The sequence below is a fragment of the Ancylobacter amanitiformis genome (assembly GCF_030814815.1).
Lineage (GTDB): Bacteria > Pseudomonadota > Alphaproteobacteria > Rhizobiales > Xanthobacteraceae > Ancylobacter > Ancylobacter amanitiformis.
The window spans coordinates 1-20,189 of the sequence record NZ_JAUSVR010000011.1; the positions used below are offsets into that span (position 1 = coordinate 1).

19 protein-coding genes are annotated in these 20,189 nt (G+C 66.8%); 16 read left to right on the plus strand and 3 right to left on the minus strand.

Going from position 1 to position 20,189, the window contains the following annotated elements; all coding sequences use genetic code 11:
- Together QOZ99_RS15575 and prfB are read left to right on the plus strand one after the other, a co-directional pair.
- A partial coding sequence (locus tag QOZ99_RS15575; protein ID WP_306890919.1) for an IS5 family transposase occupies positions 1-447 on the plus strand: 447 nt, incomplete at its 5' end.
- 248 nt (positions 448-695) lie between these two features.
- Positions 696-1,826: a peptide chain release factor 2 gene (gene prfB / locus QOZ99_RS15580; RefSeq protein ID WP_306890920.1), complete on the plus strand. Its 1,131-nt coding sequence runs from the start codon at positions 696-698 to the stop codon at positions 1,824-1,826.
- A gap of 53 nt (positions 1,827-1,879) precedes the next feature.
- Here the strand turns inward: prfB and QOZ99_RS15585 are convergent, their stop codons facing one another.
- Positions 1,880-2,344, minus strand: coding sequence for a peroxiredoxin (locus QOZ99_RS15585; RefSeq protein ID WP_306890921.1), 465 nt, complete (start codon positions 2,342-2,344; stop codon positions 1,880-1,882).
- A 317-nt stretch (positions 2,345-2,661) separates the two neighbouring features.
- Between QOZ99_RS15585 and QOZ99_RS15590 the strand changes: the two genes are divergently transcribed.
- Positions 2,662-6,021, plus strand: coding sequence for an AsmA-like C-terminal region-containing protein (locus tag QOZ99_RS15590; protein ID WP_306890922.1), 3,360 nt, complete (start codon positions 2,662-2,664; stop codon positions 6,019-6,021).
- Between the two features lie 322 nt (positions 6,022-6,343).
- Here QOZ99_RS15590 and tyrS read toward each other — a convergent pair whose 3' ends face one another.
- A complete protein-coding gene (tyrS, locus tag QOZ99_RS15595) occupies positions 6,344-7,600 on the minus strand; it encodes a tyrosine--tRNA ligase (protein ID WP_306890923.1) in 1,257 nt (418 codons plus the stop codon).
- A gap of 183 nt (positions 7,601-7,783) precedes the next feature.
- Between tyrS and QOZ99_RS15600 the strand changes: the two genes are divergently transcribed.
- On the plus strand, positions 7,784-8,935 hold the full coding sequence (locus tag QOZ99_RS15600; RefSeq protein ID WP_306890924.1) for an anhydro-N-acetylmuramic acid kinase: 1,152 nt from the start codon (positions 7,784-7,786) through the stop codon (positions 8,933-8,935).
- 210 nt (positions 8,936-9,145) lie between these two features.
- A complete protein-coding gene (locus QOZ99_RS15605; protein WP_306890925.1) occupies positions 9,146-9,514 on the plus strand; it encodes a hypothetical protein in 369 nt (122 codons plus the stop codon).
- A gap of 94 nt (positions 9,515-9,608) precedes the next feature.
- On the opposite strand, the gene QOZ99_RS15610 is transcribed toward QOZ99_RS15605, so the two are convergent.
- Positions 9,609-10,277 (minus strand): alpha/beta hydrolase, encoded by a 669-nt coding sequence (locus QOZ99_RS15610; RefSeq protein WP_306890926.1) that lies wholly within the window; start codon positions 10,275-10,277, stop codon positions 9,609-9,611.
- Positions 10,278-10,621: 344 nt separating this feature from the next.
- Here QOZ99_RS15610 and QOZ99_RS15615 point away from each other — a divergent pair, with 344 nt between their 5' ends.
- The 11 genes from QOZ99_RS15615 to QOZ99_RS15665 all read left to right on the plus strand — a co-directional run bounded on the left by QOZ99_RS15615 (position 10,622) and on the right by QOZ99_RS15665 (position 20,150).
- Positions 10,622-11,788, plus strand: coding sequence for a cysteine desulfurase family protein (locus tag QOZ99_RS15615; protein WP_306890927.1), 1,167 nt, complete (start codon positions 10,622-10,624; stop codon positions 11,786-11,788).
- 179 nt (positions 11,789-11,967) lie between these two features.
- Positions 11,968-13,440: a Fe-S cluster assembly protein SufB gene (gene sufB / locus QOZ99_RS15620; RefSeq protein WP_306890928.1), complete on the plus strand. Its 1,473-nt coding sequence runs from the start codon at positions 11,968-11,970 to the stop codon at positions 13,438-13,440.
- A gap of 11 nt (positions 13,441-13,451) precedes the next feature.
- Positions 13,452-13,817 carry a hypothetical protein gene (locus QOZ99_RS15625; protein ID WP_306890929.1) on the plus strand — a complete coding sequence of 122 codons (366 nt, stop codon included), beginning with the start codon at positions 13,452-13,454 and terminating at the stop codon, positions 13,815-13,817.
- A complete protein-coding gene (gene sufC / locus QOZ99_RS15630; protein WP_183188447.1) occupies positions 13,817-14,581 on the plus strand; it encodes a Fe-S cluster assembly ATPase SufC in 765 nt (254 codons plus the stop codon). Before QOZ99_RS15625 ends, sufC begins: the two co-directional genes overlap by 1 nt.
- 10 nt (positions 14,582-14,591) lie before the next feature.
- The gene (sufD, locus tag QOZ99_RS15635; RefSeq protein WP_306890930.1) at positions 14,592-15,908 is read left to right on the plus strand and encodes a Fe-S cluster assembly protein SufD; all 1,317 of its coding nucleotides are present in this window, start codon (positions 14,592-14,594) and stop codon (positions 15,906-15,908) included.
- Between the two features lie 268 nt (positions 15,909-16,176).
- On the plus strand, positions 16,177-17,424 hold the full coding sequence (locus QOZ99_RS15640) for a cysteine desulfurase (RefSeq protein ID WP_306890931.1): 1,248 nt from the start codon (positions 16,177-16,179) through the stop codon (positions 17,422-17,424).
- Positions 17,421-17,795: an SUF system Fe-S cluster assembly protein gene (locus QOZ99_RS15645; protein WP_183188450.1), complete on the plus strand. Its 375-nt coding sequence runs from the start codon at positions 17,421-17,423 to the stop codon at positions 17,793-17,795. The genes QOZ99_RS15640 and QOZ99_RS15645 overlap by 4 nt, the downstream gene beginning before the upstream one ends.
- Positions 17,796-17,800: 5 nt before the next feature.
- Complete coding sequence (locus QOZ99_RS15650) at positions 17,801-18,241, plus strand: VOC family protein (RefSeq protein ID WP_306890932.1); 441 nt, start codon at positions 17,801-17,803, stop codon at positions 18,239-18,241.
- 325 nt (positions 18,242-18,566) lie between these two features.
- Positions 18,567-18,923 carry a Fe-S cluster assembly scaffold SufA gene (sufA, locus tag QOZ99_RS15655; RefSeq protein ID WP_306891033.1) on the plus strand — a complete coding sequence of 119 codons (357 nt, stop codon included), beginning with the start codon at positions 18,567-18,569 and terminating at the stop codon, positions 18,921-18,923.
- 15 nt (positions 18,924-18,938) lie between these two features.
- The gene (locus tag QOZ99_RS15660; protein ID WP_306890933.1) at positions 18,939-19,274 is read left to right on the plus strand and encodes a TfoX/Sxy family protein; all 336 of its coding nucleotides are present in this window, start codon (positions 18,939-18,941) and stop codon (positions 19,272-19,274) included.
- A gap of 51 nt (positions 19,275-19,325) precedes the next feature.
- Positions 19,326-20,150 (plus strand): mechanosensitive ion channel family protein, encoded by an 825-nt coding sequence (locus tag QOZ99_RS15665; RefSeq protein ID WP_306890934.1) that lies wholly within the window; start codon positions 19,326-19,328, stop codon positions 20,148-20,150.
- Positions 20,151-20,189: the final 39 nt, after the last annotated feature.

Consider the following 20,189-nt stretch of genomic DNA (forward strand, 5'->3'; position numbering starts at 1 on the left):
GAGGAGCGATCCCGTTGCATGGGTCGCTCACGCGGCGGCCTGACCACCAAGATCCATGCCCTTGTCGATGCGGAAGGCCGCCCGATCCGCCTGAAGCTGACCGAAGGCCAGGCTCACGACGGGCGCTCGGCCGCCGACATGCTGGACACCATCCAGCCGGGAAACATCCTGCTCGCCGACAGGGCTTACGACAGTGACGCCCTGCGAGAGAAGATGAGCGCGCGCGGCGCGTGGGCCAATGTCCGCGCCATGCCCAACAGGGTCAAAACCTTCCCCTTCAGTGCCTGGGTCTACCGCCAACGCAACGCCGTCGAGCGCTTCTTCAACAAACTCAAACACTTCAGGGCCGTCGCTACCCGCTATGACAAACGAGACGACAATTTCCTCGCCTCAATCCAACTCGCGTCAATCCGCATCTGGTTGCGGAGTTATGAGTCGGTCTCCTAGAGCTCCTGTTCATCGGACGGAATGACCGGATCGATGAGAAAACGTTATGGTTTCAATAAGCTGAGCCGCTTTCCCATCCCGAAGGTCGATCCGCTCCCGCGCAAAACGCTCGGGCGGGGCGCGGGCGGGGCGTGATCGCGGCGTAATCGCGCGCCTCATCGGGCGTCCATGCATGGCGGGCGTTTACAGCCCCCCGCAACGTCTCTATTTTCCGCCGCCTTCTGCCGTTCTCACCGAGAGTGTCCAATATGCGCGCCGAGCTCGCCACGAGCGTCGACGAAATCCGCGAAGCGGCCGGCCTGCTCCGGCAGCACATCGATTTCGACCGTTCCAAGGCCCGCCTCGCCGAGCTCAACGCGCTCGCCGAGGACCCGAACCTGTGGAACGACCCGGAGCGCGCGCAGAAGCTGATGCAGGAGCGCGGCACGCTGGAGGATGGGCTCCATTCGCTGGAGCGGATCGAGCGCGAGCTGAACGACAATGTCGAACTCATCGAGCTCGGCGAGATGGAGGGCGACGAGGGCATCGTCGCCGAGGCCGCCGCGGCGCTCGCCAAGCTGAAGGCCGAGGTCGCCCGCCGCCAGCTGGAGGCGCTGCTTTCGGGCGAGGCCGACGCCAATGACAGCTATCTCGAAGTCCATGCCGGCGCCGGCGGCACCGACAGCCAGGACTGGGCCCTGATGCTGCTGCGCATGTACACGCGCTGGGCCGAGCGGCGCGGCTTCAAGGTCGAGATCGTCGACGAATCGGGCGGTGAAACCGCCGGCATCAAGTCCGCCACCATCCTCGTGAAGGGCCACAATGCCTATGGCTGGCTGAAGACCGAGGGCGGCGTGCACCGGCTGGTGCGAATCTCGCCCTTCGATTCGAATGCGCGGCGCCAGACCTCGTTCTCCAGCGTCGACGTCTATCCCGTCATCGACGATCGCATCGTGGTCGACATCAAGGAAAGCGACCTGCGCATCGACACGATGCGTTCGGGCGGCGCCGGCGGCCAGCACGTCAACAAGACCGAATCGGCGGTGCGCTTCACCCATATCCCCACCGGCATTGCCGTGGTGGCGCAGGGCGATCGCTCGCAGCACAAGAACCGCGCCACGGCGTGGGAAATGCTGCGCGCCAAGCTCTACGAGATGGAGCTGAAGAAGCGCGAGGCGCAGGCCGCCGCCGATCAGGCCGCCAAGACCGATATCGGCTGGGGCCACCAGATCCGCTCCTATGTGCTGCAGCCCTATCAGCTGGTGAAGGACCTGCGCACCGGCGTCACGTCAGGCACCCCGCAGGAAGTGCTGGACGGCGATCTCGACCCGTTCATGGAGGCGGCGCTCGCCCAGCGTGCCTATGGCGGCGGCCCGGCGAGCATCGACGACGTCGACTGAGCCATGCCGCCCGGCCTTGCGGCGGCGCTCCCGCCGCCGCCGGTGTGCGGGTGCTACAGCGCCTGCGCCGCGGCCAGCACGTCCTCGGCATGGCCGGCGACCTTCACCTTCGGCCAGATCCGGGCGATGCGGCCGTCGCGGCCGATCAGCACGGTGGTGCGCTCCACCCCCATGTATTTCTTGCCGTACATGCTCTTCTCGGTCCAGACGCCATAGGCTTCGAGCAGCCCGTGCGTCTCGTCGCCGGCGAGCGCGAAGCCCAGCCCTTCCTTGGCGCGAAAGCGCGCCAGCGCCTTGTCCGAATCAGGCGAGACCCCGATGACCCGCGTGTCCGCCGCGTCGAACTGGGATTTGAGCCGGTTGAAGTCATGCGCCTCGATGGTGCAGCCCTGGGTTCCCGCCTTGGGATAGAAATACAGCACGAGCTTGTGACCCAACGATCCGGCGAGATCTACGCTCTCCCCCGTATCGGTGGTAAGTGAGAAGTCGGGTGCGGTACTGCCGACAGCGATTGTCATTTGCCTTCCTTTCGGCGGGTTTTAAATGGATCGGCTGGTTTGGCCACCGGCAAGCGGCTGACCGCCCGGCATCGCGCCGGGTGCTGAAAAGGGTCGCGGCTGGCGATGGCCTGTGGGCATGATGGCGTAGCGTGCGGGGAATCGAGCCGTTCATGAAAGAGCCGACGTCGCGGAAAGTGGATGCTCGCCCGAAGCGAGGCGTCAAGCGGCTCCGGGTTCGTCGCCCCGGCGAGGCCCTTCGTGCCGCGCGTGCCCGGCGCGCGCCGCGCTGGCTGCGCGTCTGCGGCTGGTCGGCCGGCGGTATGTTCGGGCTCGCCATGGCCGCGAGCCTGGTGATCTATGCCCTCTTCTTGACCGGCATCATTACCGTCGACATGGCGCGGCCCTATGTGGAGCGCGCGCTGGAAGCCCGCCTCGGCCCGGGCCAGACCGTGCAGATCGGTGCGATCACGGCTGAGCGCGCCAGCGATGGCGGCATGCTGCTGCAGGCCAGCAACATCGTCGTGCGCGATCCCGCCGGCGAGGTGATCGCTCTCGCGCCGCAGGCCGAAGTGGAGATGCAGAACTCGCTGCTGCCCTGGATCATGCGTCCGCGCCGCGTCGATCTGGTCGGCGTCAAGGTCACGGTGGTCATCGACAAGGACGGCGCCGTCGCCATTTCCACCGAAGGCGGACGCCCGCTGGGCGCCGAGCCCGGCAAGCCGACCTTGCCCGCGCCCGCGCCCCTGGCGGATGATGCGGGCGGCAAGCGCGCCGGCGAAGCGGCCATGGAGAGCGCCGGCGGTCCGCTGCGCTTTGCCGCGCTGGCCGCTATCGCCGATGGCATCGACCGCGGCGGCTTCGATGGTGGCGTGCTCGACCAGATCGGCCTCAAGGACGGCACCCTGCTGGTGCGCAGCGAGATCAGCGGCCGCCAGTGGACCTTCGACGACATCGATATCTCGGTCTCGCGCCCGGCCGAGGGGGGCGTGGCGTTCGACCTCGGCTCCGGCGGCACCGGCGGACGCTGGTCGGCGCGAGCGACGGTCGGCGGGCTCGCGGACGGGCAGCGCGCGGTTGCCCTGCGCCTGCGCGACCTGTCGCCGCGCGATCTGCTGATCGCGGCGGGCAAGGCCGACGCGGACCTCGTCGCCACCTCGCCGCTGTCGCTGGACATTGCCGCGCATATCGATGCCGCCGGCACGCTGCTTTCCAGCGAGGGACGGGCCGTCATCGGCGCCGGTGACGTGCAGCTTGGCACCGACAAGGCCAGCCGGTTCCGGCTCGACGAGGCCTCGGTGGCCTTCCATTTCGATCCGGCGCTGCATGTGATCAATCTCCAGCCCGTCAGCATCAAGGCGGGGCCGTTTACCACCCAGATCGTCGCCGTCGTCAACGGCAGTACGGATGACGGCGTGTGGCGGATCAAGATCGATTCGGCGACCGCGAATTTCGCCGGCGGCGGTCCCTTCGCGGAGAAGGAGCGGCCCTTCGTGCTCGACAATGTTGCGCTCGAAGGCGAGATTGATCTGGCGAACCGCCGCTTCACCGTGCTGCCCGGCACGCTCAAGGGGCCGCAGGGCGGCATGACGCTGGGCCTTGTGCTCGACCTCGGCGCGGCCGATCCGTTCTTTTCGCTCACCGCCAACATGACGCCGCTGCCGGTCAATGCGCTCAAGCGCATGTGGCCGATCACCGCGGCGCCGGATGTGCGCAAATGGGTGGGCGACCATGTCATCGCCGGCGACGTGGCGAAGGCCGACATCGCGCTGAACATGCCGCTGCGCGCCATCGGCAACCCGCAGATCAAGCTGCCGCCCGAATCGATCGCCATCAATATCCAGGGCACCGGCGCCATGCTGCGGCCGGTCCCGGAACTGCCGGCGATCCGCGGCGCCGACGTCGCGGTGCGCGTCGATGCCCGCAGCGCTCATGTCACGGCGACCAACGGCACGGTGGACACGCCCGAAGGCCGGCACATGAATCTCTCCAACGTGGTGTTCGACGTGCCGGAGACGGCGATGCTGTTTCCGCCCGCGAAGGTGGTGGTGTCGCTCGACGGCCCCGCCTCCGCCGCGGTCGAACTGGCCTCGATGCCGCCCCTGCGGGGGGTGTCGAACGAGCAGATCGATCCTGAATCGGTGCATGGCACGCTCACCGGCACCGCGCAGGTCAACATCAAGCTGTCGGACCACATCACCCCCGCCGATGTCGACTACGCCTTCGACGCCGATCTCAGCAATTTCACCGCCGACAAGGTGTTTCTGGGCCAGACGCTGGATGACGCGACCGTCAGGGCCTTCATGACGCCCGCGGCCACGGTGCTGCGCGGCGAAGGCAAGATCGGCGGCGCGCCGGCAAGCTTCGAGTTCACCCGGCCCAAGACCGGCGATCCCACCTTCGTGCTGGCGGCGACGCTGGATGACGCCGCGCGCACCAAGCTCAACCTTGAACTGGCCGGCGTGTCGGGCTCGATCGGCGTCAAGCTCACCGGGACGATCGGCCCGAAGAGTCGGGTCGCGGATGTCGATGTCGATCTCACAGGTGCGCGTCTGGCGGAACTCGTGCCCGGCTGGTCCAAACCGCCGGGACGTCCGGCGCGCCTGACCGCCAAGGCCTCCTCGACCAGCAACGGCACCAAGTTCGAAAATCTGGTGATCAGCGGGCAGGGCGTCGATATTCGCGGCACGCTGGAACTCGATGCCAAGGCGGGGCTCGTCTCCGCCTATCTCCCCACCTTCCAGCTTTCCGACGGCGACAAGGCCAGCGTGAAGGCGGACAATTCGGACGGCGTGTTGCGCCTCACCGTGCGCGGCGAGATCATCGAGGCGCGCGCCTTCCTCAAGAACCTGCTGCAGGCACCGATCGCCGGGCGCAAGAACGACAAGCCATTCGACGTGGATCTCGACGTGAATCTCGACGTCGTGGTCGGCAATAGCGGTGAGACGCTGCGCAACGCCGTGCTCAAGCTGTCGCGGCGCGGCGGCAACCTCACCGCCTTCTCGCTGGGTGCCCTGGTGGGGCGTGGCGGGGCGGTGAACGGCGATCTCATCGCCAATGGCGGCCAGCCGAGGCTGCGCGTGGCGACCAGCGATGCCGGCGCGTTGCTGCGCTTCGTCAATCTCTATCCCCGCATCTATGGCGGCGACCTGTGGCTCGATGTCGACGCGCCGCGCGGCGATGGCGCGCCACAGGCCGGTGTCATCAACATGCGCGACTTCGTGATTCGCGGTGAGCCGGGGCTCGACCGGCTGATCGCCGCCGCCCCTGCGCGCGGCGACGGGCGGCCTTCGCCGGGCTCGGCCATCGCTTTCCAGAAGCTGCAGGTGGAGTTCACCCGCACGGCCGAGCAACTCGACATTCGCGACGGCGCCATCTGGGGCCCGGCCATCGGTTCCACCTTCGACGGCAACCTCGATTTCGCCAATGACCGGATCTCGGTACGCGGCACCTATGTGCCGGCCTATGGCCTGAACAACCTGTTCAGCCGGTTGCCGGTGCTCGGCTTCCTGCTGGGCGGCGGGCCCAATGAGGGGCTGGTCGGCGTGACCTATGAGGTGGTCGGGCCGCTCAACGGGCCGACCCTGCGGGTAAACCCGATTTCGGCTGTTGCGCCGGGCTTCCTGCGCAAGATCTTCGAATTCCGCCAGGCGCCCGACCCGACGCCGCCAGCGCTCGTGCCGGTGCCGACCCGGTAGAGCGTTTTCGAGCGAAAGGGTTCCGGTTCGCGTGAAGAAAGCGCGTCAAACCCTTCATCCGGAGCATTTCCGGTGAACCGGAATTTCCTGTGAAGTGCGCGAGCGCTTCGAGGCGGGGCGCCGCCGGCAGACCCCCGTTGGGCGGGTCATCGCGGGGATGATGCCCGATGTCGCGACGTGCGGGAGCGCCGGCCGGCCGCTTGCGGTTGATGTCGACCGATTGAATCGATCTCGCCGAGAAACTCCCGAAGGTCTTGGAAGTGAACACGTTTCCAGACCGCAAGCGGGCGGCCCGCCGGTGGGAAATACCGGACGTCGCCGTTCAGGCAGGCCGCAGCAGCACGTGTTTCTTCTTGCCGAAGGAGAGCTTGATCACCCCCTCCGGCGTAAGGTCGCGAAGGGTCAGCACCTGCTTGTCGTCGGTGACGACGACGTCGTTCACCTTGAGCCCGCCGCTCTTGACCTGCCGGCGCGCCTCGCCATTGGAGGCAACGAGCCCGGCCTTCTCGGCGAAGGCGGCGAGCACGCCGATGCCCGCTTCCAGTTCGCCCGAACCCACCTCGACGCTCGGCAGGTCGGCGGCGAGACCGCCCTCCTCGAAGGTCTTGCGGGCCGTCTCGGCGGCGGCTTCCGCGGCGCTGCGGCCGTGCAGCATGGCGGTGATTTCCGTGGCAAGGATCTTCTTGACCTCGTTGATCTCCGAGCCGGCAAGCAAGGAGAGCCGGGCGATCTCGTCCATCGGCAGCGTGGTGTAGAGCTTGAGGAAGCGCGGGACGTCGGCATCCTCGGTGTTGCGCCAGTACTGCCAGAATTCGTAGGCGCCGAGCATGTCGGCGTTCAGCCACACCGCGCCATTCAGCGACTTGCCCATCTTGGCGCCCGACGCCGTGGTGAGCAGCGGCGAAGTCAGCGCGTAGAGCTGGGGAGTGCCCATGCGGTGGCCCAGATCGATGCCGTTGACGATGTTGCCCCACTGATCGGAGCCGCCCATCTGCAGGCGCACGCCGTAGCGCTTGTTCAGCTCGACGAAGTCGTAGGCCTGCAGGATCATGTAGTTGAATTCGAGGAAGGACAGCGACTGCTCGCGATCCAGCCTTGTCTTCACGCTGTCGAAGGACAGCATGCGGTTGACCGAGAAATGCCGGCCGACGTCGCGCAGGAATTCGAGGTAGTTGAGATCGCGCAGCCAGTCGGCATTGTTGATCATCAAGGCGTCGCGGGGACCCTCGCCATAGCTGAGATAGTTGGCGAACACCTTCTTGATCGAGGCGATGTTGGCTTCGATGGTGTCGACCGTCATCAGCTGGCGGGCGTCATCCTTGAAGGAGGGATCGCCCACCATGCCGGTGCCGCCGCCCATCAGCGAGACCGGGCGATGGCCGGTCGCCTGCATCCAGTGCAGCATCATGATCTGGATCAGGCCGCCGGCATGCAGGCTCGGCGCGGTGGGATCGAAGCCGATATAGGCCGTCACGGTCTCCGTCGCGAACAGCTTGTCGAGGCCTTCCTCATCGGAAATCTGATGAATGAAGCCGCGCTCGTCGAGGGTGCGGAGGAAATCGGATCGGAACGTGCTCATCTCGGGCCTGCCGGCATCAACGCCATGTTAGGAACGGCAAATTAGATCATGATCGGGCGAACCAATCGGCCCCATGGGAAGCCGTCTGGATCGCGGTCATGTATCAGTTCCATGCGGCGAAAGCATCCCGGGATGCGCGCATTGCGCCCGCCGGGCCCGGCGCCGCCCCGGGAGACGAATCCGATGGCGAAAACCGTGAAGGCGATCGGCCTGATGAGCGGCACCTCGCTCGACGGCGTCGACGTGGCGCTGATCGAGACCGATGGCGAGACCGTCGCCGTCTTTGGGCCCGGTCGCACCTATCCCTATGACGCGGCGGATCGGGCGCTGCTGGCGCGCGCGCTGGAAGATGCCCGGGGGCTGGCCGACCGCCTGGCCCGCCCCGGCGTGCTGGGGCAAGCCGAGCAGCGGCTCACCGTGCGCCATGAGGAGGCGTTGGCCGCTTTCTTCCACGCGTTTCCCCAGCATCGCGACGTGTCCGTGGTCGGCTTCCACGGCCAGACCGTGCTGCACCGGCCCGAGATGCGCCTCACCGTGCAGATCGGCGACGGGCCGGCGTTGGCGCGGGGCCTGCGCGCGCTGACCGGTCCGCCGGGGCCGGCGCTGGTCCACGACCTGCGCGCCGCCGATGTCGCGGCGGGCGGGCAGGGGGCGCCGCTCGTGCCGGTCTACCATCAGGCGCTGGTGCGGAGCCTGCCGCAGGCCGGGCCGGTGCTGGTGCTCAATCTCGGCGGGGTGGCGAACATCACCTATCTCGACGGCGACGCGGATCCGATTGCCTGCGACACCGGCCCGGCCAATGCGCTGATCGACGATTTCATGACGGCGCGCACCGGCGCCCCGATCGATCGCGATGGCGCGGCGGCGGCGGCCGGGCGGGTCGACGAGGCGGCGATCGCGCGGCTCCTGGATCATCCCTTCTTCGCGCTGCGGCCGCCCAAGTCGCTGGACCGCAACGCATTTCGCGACTGGGTCGCCGCGCGGGGCGGCCTCGACGGCCTGAGCACGGAAGACGGCGCGGCGACGCTGACCGCGCTCACCGCCGCCACGGTCGGCGCGGTGCTGGCGCATCTGCCGCGCCGCCCGGCGCTGGCGATTGCGGCCGGTGGCGGGGCGCATAATCCCACGCTCCTCGCCATGCTGGCCGCGCGAACCGGCATTCGCGTGCTTACCGCCGAGGATGTCGGCTGGTCGAGTGATGCGCTGGAAGCACAGGCCTTCGCTTTTCTCGCCGTGCGGGCACTGCGCGGGCTGCCGATCAGCTTTCCCACCACCACCGGCATTGCCCGGGCGCTGACGGGCGGCGTTATCGCACTGCCAAACGGTGCCCAGTAACCGTTAACGATAGGAAAGCTGAAGGCGACATTCAATTTATCTGAAATTCAGACACGATTGTCGCAGTATTCCTGAAATGCATTGGTGCAATGCAGAAGCGAATGATGCGCCGCAGCAATTGTTGGCTATCTTGAGGGCTCCCGGAAGTCCGGCTCGCCAGGCAGGCAGCTTCCTATCAACACGCCTGGACAGAACTTTGGAGCAGTCGACATGCGCAGCCTCATTCGAGACCTTCTGCCCCTCGCCGTCGCGGGCGGGCTCATCGCCGTCGCCGTCATCGCCCCGGTCCGTGCCGCCGACAAGGCCGCGGGCCTCCGCCCGGCCACCGCGCAGAGCATCCAGCTCGGCTACGTGAAGGGCACCGCCTATTACACCCAGGAACGCGATGGCTTCCATGTCATCGCCACGCTCAGCGTTGCCGATGGCGCGCCGGTGCGCGTCGCCGCCACGCTGCAGCCGGAGCAGGCGGTCAGCTTCTCCGTGCCCGGCTCTGTGGACGGGGTGACCCGCGCGGTCGAGATCGTGCGCCGCGGCGACGTGATCACCGTCAACGAGCCCTCGCGGCTCGTGCTGAACTGACACGGCACCCTCATCCCAACAAAAAGGCCCGGCGTGGTGAGCGCCGGGCCTTTTTTCATGGAGAGGACAGGTTGTCCCGCAACGCGCCGACCGCTCAGGCGGCGGTGATCTTCTTCGCGTTGGTGCCCGGCAGGCGCTTGTCGAGATAGGTGCCGACCACTTCCATCAGCTCTTCGGTCTTGCCGTCGAAGAAATGGTTGGCCTCCGGCACGGTCTGCTGCTCGATGACGATACCCTTCTGCGTCTTCAGCTTCTCGACGAGGCCGGTGACGGCGGAGAAGGGCACGACGGCATCCTTGTCGCCATGCACGAACAGGCCCGAGGACGGGCAGGGCGCGAGGAACGAGAAGTCATACAGGTTCGCCGGCGCGGCGATGGAGATGAAGCCTTCCACCTCCGGGCGGCGCATCAGCAGCTGCATGCCGATCCAGGCGCCGAAGGAGAAGCCGGCGATCCAGCAGGCCCGCGCATCCGGGTTGATCGACTGCGCCCAGTCGAGCGCCGCGGCGGCATCGGCCAGTTCGCCCTGGCCATGGTCGAACGACCCCTGGCTGCGGCCCACGCCGCGAAAGTTGAAACGCAGCGTGGAGAAGCCGCGATTCACGAACTGGTAGTACATGTTGTAGACGACCGGATTGTTCATCGTGCCGCCGAACTGGGGGTGCGGATGCAGGATGATGGCGATCGGCGCGTGGCGCGTCTTGGCCGGCTGGTAGCGGCCTTCAAGCCGCCCCTTCTCGCCGGTGAAAATGACTTCAGGCATGAAGTTCGAGACCTTGGATTGGCGCGCCCGGTGTGCTCTCCGTCGCGAACGCGGCCGGGCGGCAGGGCCTTGCGCGGCGTTCGCAGAGCGGCAGTCTACCGCAGGCGCCTTGACGAGACGGGATGCGAACCCTAACTTATTAGAATAGTTCTAATATTCTACGTCGGGTTGCAGTGGTTGCGCCCACAACCTGCGGATCCGGCGCCTTTGTCAGAGATGACGGAAGCCAAGCTATGCAGGAGGCCGCCTTATTTTGCAAGCAAATCGAGCAAGAGGCAGGCGGAACGGACATTGGTTGACTATATAGATCGCGAACGCCGGAATTCGAGCCCGCAGACGCAACAATGAACGAACGCATCTATCTCGATCACAACGCCACCGCGCCGGTGCGCCCGGAAGCGCGCAGCGCTTTGATGGAGGCGCTGGACACGACAGGCAATGGCTCCTCCGTGCATGGCGAGGGGCGGGCGGCGCGCGCCGTGATGGATCTGGCGCGCGCCCGGGTGGGGGCATTGGTCGAGGGTGATGCGGGCGGCGTGGTCTTCACCTCGGGCGGGACGGAGGCGAATGCGCTGGCGCTGACGCCCGATTACCGCCGGGGCGAGGAGCCGATCGCGCTCGATGTCCTGATCACCAGCGCGGTGGAGCACCCGGCCGTGCTGCGGGGCCATCGCTTCTCCGCCGAGCGGGTCGAGGTGCTGCCCGTGGACGCGCGCGGCCGGCTTCGGCTGGAGGCGCTGGACGAGGCGCTTGCCCGGCATCACGCCGCCGGGCACCGGGCACTGGTCTCGCTGATGCTGGCCAATAACGAGACGGGCGTGATCCAGCCGGTGGCCGAGGCGGCGCAGCGTGCCCATGCCCATGGCGCCCTGATGCATACCGATGCCGTGCAGGCCGCCGGGCGCATGCCGGCCTCCATGGTGGCGCTGGGCGTCGACCTCATGTCGGTGTCCGCCCACAAGATCGGCGGCGCTCCCGGCGCGGGCGCGCTCGTCATCGCCGACCCGGACCTGCGGCCCGCGCCGCTGCTGGCCGGCGGCGGGCAGGAGAGGGGGCGGCGCGGCGGCACCGAGAACGTGCCGGCCATCGCGGCTTTCGGCGCGGCGGCGATGAGCGCGCGGGACAGTTTGGAATCAGAACAAATACGTATCGCCGCCTTGCGCGCGAGGCTTGAAAGCGCTCTAAGGTGCGAATTTCCGGAGCTTGTCCTGCTCGTCGGGGATGTCGATCGCCTGCCCAACACGTCCTGCCTGTCGCTCCCGGGCGTGCCGGCCGAGACCATGGTCATCGCTCTCGATCTCGCGGGCCTTGCGGTGAGCGCCGGCTCGGCCTGTTCGTCGGGCAAGGTGGCCGCCTCGCACGTTCTCGCGGCGATGGGCGTGCCGGAGCGCATTGCGCGTTCGGCCTTTCGCCTGTCTTTCGGCTGGTCGAGCGGCGAAGAAGATGCCCACCGGGCACTCGGCGCGTTCCGCCGGGTGATGCCGGGCCTTTTGCGTCGCCGCGCGGCGTAATGGCAAACGCCGCGTGAGCGGCACATTTACAGGGCCCCTGCCGCCTCGTGGGCATGGGTCAAAGGCCGATCGATCGTGCAGACGATGGATCGGAGCGGCATCGCCCATCGATGCCCGCGCACGTGACGAGTTGACCTGACCCGCGGGCCTTGAACCCGCGCGGGAGAGGAGATGAGACGATGCCGGCCGTACAAGAGACAGTGGACCAGGTCCGCTCCATCGATGTCGATCAGTACAAGTACGGTTTCTTCACGGATATCGAATCCGAGAAGGCGCCGAAGGGCCTCAGCGAAGACACGGTCCGCTTCATTTCGGCCAAGAAGGACGAGCCGGAATGGATGCTGGAATGGCGGCTCGAGGCCTTCCGCCGCTGGCAGACCATGCGCGAGCCGGATTGGGCGCGGGTGAGCTATCCCGCGATCGACTATCAGGACCTGTATTACTATTCCGCGCCGAAGAAGAAGGCGGCGGTGTCGATCGACGAGATCGACCCGGAGATTCTCGCGACTTACGAGAAGCTCGGCATCCCGCTGCGCGAGCGCGACGCGCTGCTCGGCATCGCCAGCGGCGGCACCAAGGTGGCGGTCGACGCGGTGTTCGACAGCGTCTCGGTGGCCACCACCTTCAAGGAAGAGCTCTCCAGGGCCGGCGTCATCTTCATGCCGATTTCGGAAGCGATCCGCGAACACCCCGAGCTGGTGAAGAAGTATCTCGGCTCCGTGGTGCCGGTGACGGACAACTATTTCGCCACGCTGAACTCGGCGGTGTTCTCGGACGGCTCCTTCGTCTATGTGCCGAAGGGTGTGCGCTGCCCGATGGAGCTCTCCACCTATTTCCGCATCAACGAGCGCAATACCGGCCAGTTCGAGCGCACGCTGATCATCGCGGATGAAGGCGCCTATGTGAGCTATCTCGAAGGCTGCACCGCGCCGCAACGCGACGAGAACCAGCTGCACGCGGCGGTGGTCGAACTGGTGGCGCTGGCCGATGCCGAGATCAAGTACTCGACGGTGCAGAACTGGTATCCCGGCGACAAGGACGGCAAGGGCGGCATCTTCAACTTCGTCACCAAGCGCGGCGACTGCCGTGGCGACCGCTCCAAGATCTCGTGGACCCAGGTCGAGACCGGCTCGGCCATCACCTGGAAATACCCGAGTTGCATCCTGCGCGGCGACAATTCGCAGGGCGAGTTCTACTCGATCGCCATCTCGAACGGGCGCCAGCAGGTCGATAGCGGCACCAAGATGATCCATCTGGGCAAGAACACGTCCAGCCGCATCATCTCCAAGGGCATCGCGGCGGGCCGCTCGGACAATACCTATCGCGGTCTCGTCTCGGCGCACCGCAAGGCGACCGGCGCGCGCAACTTCACCAATTGCGACAGCCTGCTGATCGGCGACAAATGCGGGGCGCATACCGTGCCCTATATCGAATCGAAGAATTCGAGCGCCCAGTTCGAGCACGAGGCCACCACCTCGAAGATCTCCGACGACCAGCTGTTCTACTGCCGCCAGCGCGGCCTCGACCCCGAGGAGGCGACGGCGCTGATCGTGAACGGCTTCGTCAAGGACGTGCTGCAGCAGCTGCCCATGGAGTTCGCCGTCGAGGCGCAGAAGCTGATCTCGGTGAGCCTCGAAGGCTCGGTGGGCTGAGGAGGCGTTCGATGGGCATATTTGATGAAGCCAAGCAGGTGCTTCTGAAGGAAGCGGCCGATCAGCTTCGGCGAGAAGAGGCATTGAAGGCCTCGCAAGAGCAAGTAGCTCGTGCAATTGCGGGGCAGCTAGTTCGAGATTTGCCGAATTTGACCGAGAATAAAATCGAAGTTGTGACGCAGGGGAATTTAATAACCGTAACTAATAATGGCGAACATATATACGTATGTTGTGAGTCTAGTGACGAATTTCGTCTTAAAGTCGATAGTGGACGTGGAATTTTAAAAGAGCTGAGCGGTAGCTCTGTCGAAATTATTTATAGCAAACAGCAGATGGCTCGTGCAGTCGTCACTTGGATTCAAAGGAGTGCTGACTAATGGCCCTGCTCGACATCGACAACCTCCACGCGCGCATCGGCGGCGACCACGGCAAGGAGATCCTCAAGGGTCTCTCGCTCACCGTGAATCCGGGCGAGGTGCACGCCATCATGGGGCCGAACGGCTCCGGCAAGTCGACGCTGTCCTATATCCTCGCCGGCAAGGACGATTACGAGGTCACCGACGGCGCGGTGACGTTCGACGGCGAGAATTTGCTCGACATGGAAATCGACGAGCGCGCCGCCAAGGGCGTGTTCCTCGCCTTCCAGTACCCGATCGAGGTGCCCGGCGTCGCCACCATGACCTTCCTGCGCGCGGCGCTGAATGCCCAGCGCAAGAAGCGCGGCGAGGCCGAGGTCTCCACGCCCGACTTCCTGCGCCTCGTGAAGGAGCGCGCCGGCCATCTCGGCATCAACCAGGACATGCTGCGGCGCGGCGTCAATGTCGGCTTCTCCGGCGGCGAGAAGAAGCGCGCCGAAATCCTGCAGATGGCCATCCTGCAGCCCAAGCTGTGCATCCTCGACGAGACGGATTCCGGCCTCGACATCGACGCGCTCAAGGTGGTGTCGGAAGGCGTCAACGCGCTGCGCTCGCCCGACCGCGCGATGATCGTCATCACCCACTACCAGCGCTTGCTCAACCACATCGTGCCGGACTTCGTGCACGTGATGAACAAGGGCCGCATCGTGCGCTCGGGCGGCAAGGAACTGGCGCTGGAACTCGAGGCCAATGGCTATGCCGAGTATCAGCAGGACGCGGCGTGAGGAGGCTGAGATGAACGCCGAGATCCGTCCGATCCGCACCCCGGCCGAACAGGGCCTGTCGGGCGAGCTGAAAGCTCTCTCCCGCGCCGGCGGCCCGCGCATCGTCGCGCTGCGCACGGCCGCTGCCCAGGCTTTCAACGATAACGGCCTGCCCCACCGCCGCGTGGAGGAGTGGAAATACACCGATCTGCGCACGCTGATGCGCGAGGCGCTGCCGCTTGCCACGCCCGCCGCCGTGGCGCAGGTGGAGGCGCATCAGGGCCTGCTGCTCGACACCGGCGCCCGCCGCATCGTCGTCGCCAATGGCGCGGTGGTGCCCGAACTGTCCGATCTCGCCGATCTGGAGCCGGGGCTGTCCATCCTCACCCTGGCTCAGGCTCTTGCGGGCGCCGGCGAGACGCTCGCCCGGCTCGGCACGCTGGAGCCCGGCCGCTACGATGCGGCTCTGGCGCTCAACACCGCGCTCGCCACCGATGGCGTGGTGATCGAGGTCGGGGAGGGCGCGCAGATCGCGCGGCCGGTGCATGTCGCGCATGTGGTCTCCGGCCACCGGCCGGCGGCCAGCTTCGCGCGCAGCCTCGTCGTGGTCGGCGCCGGCGCGCATTTCACCTATGCCGAGAGCTTCGAGGGTCCGGCCGGCCTCGGCTATCAGGTCAACAGTGCCACCGAGTTCGTGGTCGGCGATGAGGCGCATCTCGACGTGGTGCGTCTGCAGGAGGACAGCGCCAGCGCCCTTCACCTGTCGACCCTGCTGTTCGAGATCGGCCGCGCCGCGAAGGTGCATGCGTTCAGCTTTGGCATCGGCGCGGGCGTGGCGCGTACCACGCTCTACGCCAACCTCGCGGGCGAGGACAGCCAGGTCGGCTTCAACGGCGCCTCGCTGCTCAAGGGCCGCCAGCACGCCGACGCGACGCTGTTTCTCGACCATCAGGTGCCGGGTTGCGAGAGCCGCGAACTGTTCAAGACCGTGCTCGACGACAGCGCCCGCGGCGTGTTCCAGGGCAAGATCGTCGTCCGGCAGGCGGCGCAGAAGACCGATGGGCGGATGATGAGCCGCGCCTTGGTGCTCGGCGACGATGCGGAGATGGACAACAAGCCGGAACTGGAGATCTTCGCCGACGACGTGCAGTGCGGCCACGGTGCCACCTGCGGCGCGATCGACGACGACCTGCTGTTCTACCTGCGCGCCCGCGGCATTTCGCTGAAGGACGCGCAGAGCCTGCTCGTGCAGGCCTTTGTCGGCGAGGCGATCGAGACCGTCGAGCATGACGGGCTGCGCGAGGCGCTGGTGGCGCGGGCGGAAGCCTGGCTCGCGGCGCGGGGCTGAGGCGCGCGCCGCCGGCCATTGATGTCGTCATCCCTGCTCGCCGCTCAGGCCGGGATGACGAGAATTCAATCTCCCCACCCGAACTCGGCTGTTGCCGAGTCCGGTTTCGGCGAGACAGAAGCCGGAAATATCCGGCTTCTGCGGAGAGGTGGCCCGCGAAGCGGGTCGGTGAGGGGCCGCACGATTGCGGAGCGGTGAAGACCCCTCACCCCAGCCCTCTCCCCGGCGGGGAGAGGGAACTGCGTGCGGTTGTCAGAAAGGTCCGGCCATGACCACCCTCCACCCCGCCGTCATCGACGGCACTTATGACGTCGCCCGCGTGCGGCAGGATTTTCCGATCCTCGCCAAACAGGTTTACGGCAAGAAGCTGGTCTATCTCGACAATGCCGCCTCGGCGCAGAAGCCGGTGCAGGTGCTGGACCGCATGCGCTTCGCCTATGAGAACGAATATTCCAACGTCCATCGCGGCCTGCATTACCTCGCCAATGCGATGACCGAAGCCTATGAGCAGGCCCGCGAGCGCTGCCGCGCCTTTCTCAATGCGCCGACGCTGGAAGAAGTGATCTTCGCCCGCTCGGTGACGGGCGCCATCAATCTCGTGGCGTCCTCGCTCGGCCAGTCGATCGGCGAGGGCGACGAGATCGTGCTCTCGATCATGGAGCACCACTCCAATATCGTGCCGTGGAACTACCTGCGCGAGCGCAAGGGCGCGGTGATCAAATGGGCGCCGGTGACGGAAGACGGCGCCTTCGACATGGAGGCGTTCAAGGGCCTGCTCACGGAGCGCACCCGGATCGTCGCGATCACCCATATGTCGAACGTGCTCGGCACGGTGACGCCGATCAAGGAAATCGCCCGCCTCGCCCATGAGGTCGGCGCGGTGGTGGTGGTGGACGGGGCGCAGGCGGCGGTGCACATGCCGGTCGACGTTCAGGATCTCGACGTCGATTTCTACGGCGTCACCGGCCACAAGCTCTATGGGCCGACCGGCATCGGCGTTCTCTACGGCAAGCGCGCGCTGCTGGACAAGCTGCCGCCTTACGAGGGCGGCGGCGAGATGATCCGCACCGTCACCGAGGCCGGCGTCACCTATGGCGAGCCGCCGCACCGCTTCGAGGCCGGCACCCCGCCCATCGTGCAGGCGATCGGCCTCGGCGAGGCGCTGGTCTACATGGAAAGCCTGGGGCGCGCGCGCATCGCCGCGCACGAGGCCTCGCTCGGCGCCTATGCGCGGGAGCGGCTCTCCGCCATCAACTCGGTGCAGATCTACGGCGATGCACCGGGCAAGGGCGCCATCTTCGCCTTCGACGTGAAGGGCGCCCATCCGCATGATATCGCCACCGTCATCGACCGCGCCGGCGTCGCCGTGCGCGCGGGTACCCATTGCGCGATGCCGCTGCTGGGGCGATATGGTGTGACAGCGACGTGCCGGGCGTCGTTCGCGCTCTACAACACGCATGAGGAAGTCGACGCCCTCGCCGACGCCCTCATCAAGGCTCAGGATCTGTTCGCATGAGCGAAACCCCGACGTCCGTTGAACCGAATGTGCCCGCGATCGATTCCAGCATTCCCCAGGAAGAGCTGGACCGGCTGACCGACGAGATCGTCGCGGCGCTGAAGACCGTCTACGATCCGGAAATTCCGGTCGACATCTATGAACTCGGCCTCATCTACAAGGTCGACATCGCGGATGATCGCCAGGTGGCCGTCGAGATGACGCTGACCACGCCGAACTGCCCCTCCGCCGCCGAGCTTCCCGGCATGGTGGAAGGCGCGGTGGCGAGCGTCGGCGGCGTGTCGGGCGTGGCGGTCAACCTCACCTTCGATCCGCCATGGGATCAGGGCCGCATGTCGGAAGAAGCCCGGCTCGCGCTCAATCTCTGGTGAGCGCCATGGCGCAGCCCTCCGGCCGGAATGCCGCGCCGCCGATCGCCGGCGTGCTGGAGACCGGGCTCTATGTCGACGACGTGCCGCGCGCCCGCGCCTTCTACGAGGGCGTGCTCGGCCTCAGGCCCATGGTCGCCGATGAGCGCTTCTGCGCCTACAATGCCGGTCCGGCCAGCGTGCTCCTGCTGTTCCGGCGCGGCGCGACGCTGGAGCCGCTGACCCTGCCGGGCGGCGTCATTCCCCCGCATGACGGCCACGGCCCGCTGCATTTCGCGCTGGCGATCCCGGAAAGTTCGGTCGAGCACTGGGTGGCGCATCTGGCCGCGCACCACGTCGCCCTTGAGAGCCGGGTGGAGTGGAAGGGCGGTGGGGTGAGCCTGTATTTCCGCGATCCCGACGACAATCTGGTCGAGCTGGCGACGCCGGGGCTGTGGCTGAATTACTGAGATGGTGCGCCGGAAGGAGATATGGCCGAAGAGTCCTGCGCTGGATCCCGGATCGGCGCTGCGCTGCGCGCAGCTGGTCCGGGAAACAGTAGGTCTTCGTTTCCCGGACAAGTGACGCCGCAGGCGGAACGCCGATCCGGGATCCAGCGCAAGACTCTTCGGCCGAATCCCTCTTCCTCGCTGCGGGATGGCTGATCCGCGTCGCCTGATCTTGTGTCCGGCGACGGAGTGCCCCATTTTAAGCGGACCGATCCGCCGGCCTTTAACCGGCGTCGATTAGGAGACGATCGACATGACCAGCCAAGCCCGCCCACGTCCCGCCGTTATGAGCCTGACGGATGCCGCCGCGGAGCGCGTGCGTTCCATCATCGCCCGCTCCGAAAAACCCGTCGCGGGCCTGCGCGTCGGCGTGAAGAATGGCGGCTGCGCCGGCATGGAATACACGATCGAATTCGCGGAAGAACCCGGGCGCTTCGACGAGGTGGTCGAGGACAAGGGCGTGAAGGTGCTGATCGACCCGAAGGCGATCCTCTATCTGCTCGGCACGCAGATGGACTTCAAGGCCGACAAGTTCTCGGCCCAGTTCGTGTTCAACAATCCCAACCAGACCTCGGCCTGCGGCTGCGGTGAATCGGTTGCCATCACCCCGGTGCGCGCGGACCTCGCCGACGCGCACGCCTGAACGCAGGCGCCCCCGATGGACGAGGCGGCGATCGGCGATGTCTTCGCCGCCTTCCGGCCGGTGCGCTGCCGGCGTACGTTCGGCGGCCTCGGTCTCTATGCCGAGGGCGTGATGTTCGGCCTCGTCGCCGGTGATCGCATCTATCTCAAGACCGACCCGGCCTTTGCCGCCGAACTGGCGCGGCACGGCGCCGTGCCCTTTGTCTATGCGGCGCGGGGGCGGCAGGTAAGGGTGGCCTATTGGTCGCTGCCGGATGCGGCGCTGGATGATGCCGAGGCCGCGGCGGACTACGCCATGCGCGCGCTGGGGCTGGCGCTCGCCGCAAAGGCGATGAAGCCGCCGCGCCATTGAACCTTGCCCCCGTCCAGCCGTTTCCATGGGTACCCCATGGAGTGATGCGGCATGAATCTCGACACTTTCGGCGCGACCGGCGAACGCGGCACGCTCGCCGACCTGTTCATTCTCTATGGGCTCAACGCGCTCTACGCGCTGGGCCTGCTGGTTCTGGGCTGGTATGCCGCCTCCGTCGTGGAGCGGCTCGTGCTGCGCGCCTTCGGCGCGGCGCGGCGGGTCGATCCCACGGTGGGCGTGTTCCTCGCCTCGATCGCGCGCTATGGCGTGCTGGTCTTTGTCGGCGTGGCGGTGCTGCAGCGCTTCGGCATCCAGACCACCAGCATCATCGCCGTGCTGGGCGCCACCTCCCTCGCGGTCGGCCTCGCCCTCCAGGGCACGCTGTCCAATGTCGCGGCGGGGGTGATGCTGCTGCTGTTCCGCCCGTTTAAGCTCGGTGATCAGGTCGAGATCGGCGGCATGGCCGGCACGGTGAAGGGGCTGACCCTGTTCATCACCGAACTGGCCGCCGGCGACAATGTTCAGGTGCTGATGCCGAATGGAAAGGTGTGGGGCGCGCCGATCGTCAACAAGTCGGTCTATGGCGCGCGCAGCTTCTCGTTCGCGCTGGAACTGAAGCCGGATGCCGATATCGAGGCGGTGCTGGCCAAGGGGCTGGACTTCCTCACGGCGGATTCGCGCGTGCAGACGCAGCCGGGACCGACGGCCGCCATCTCACGGATGGCGCTTGATCGCGTGGAAATCGCCTTTTCCGGCTGGGCAGCGGCGGGAGATGCCGGCGCGGTGCGCGGCGATCTGATCCGCCATCTGCGCGGCGTGCTGAAGGACGCGACGCCCGCCACGTCCCCCAGGAGCCCGAGCATGGCGAACGCCTGAGGGCGTTCGCGCGGCAGGCGAGGCGAACCTCGCGAGGCG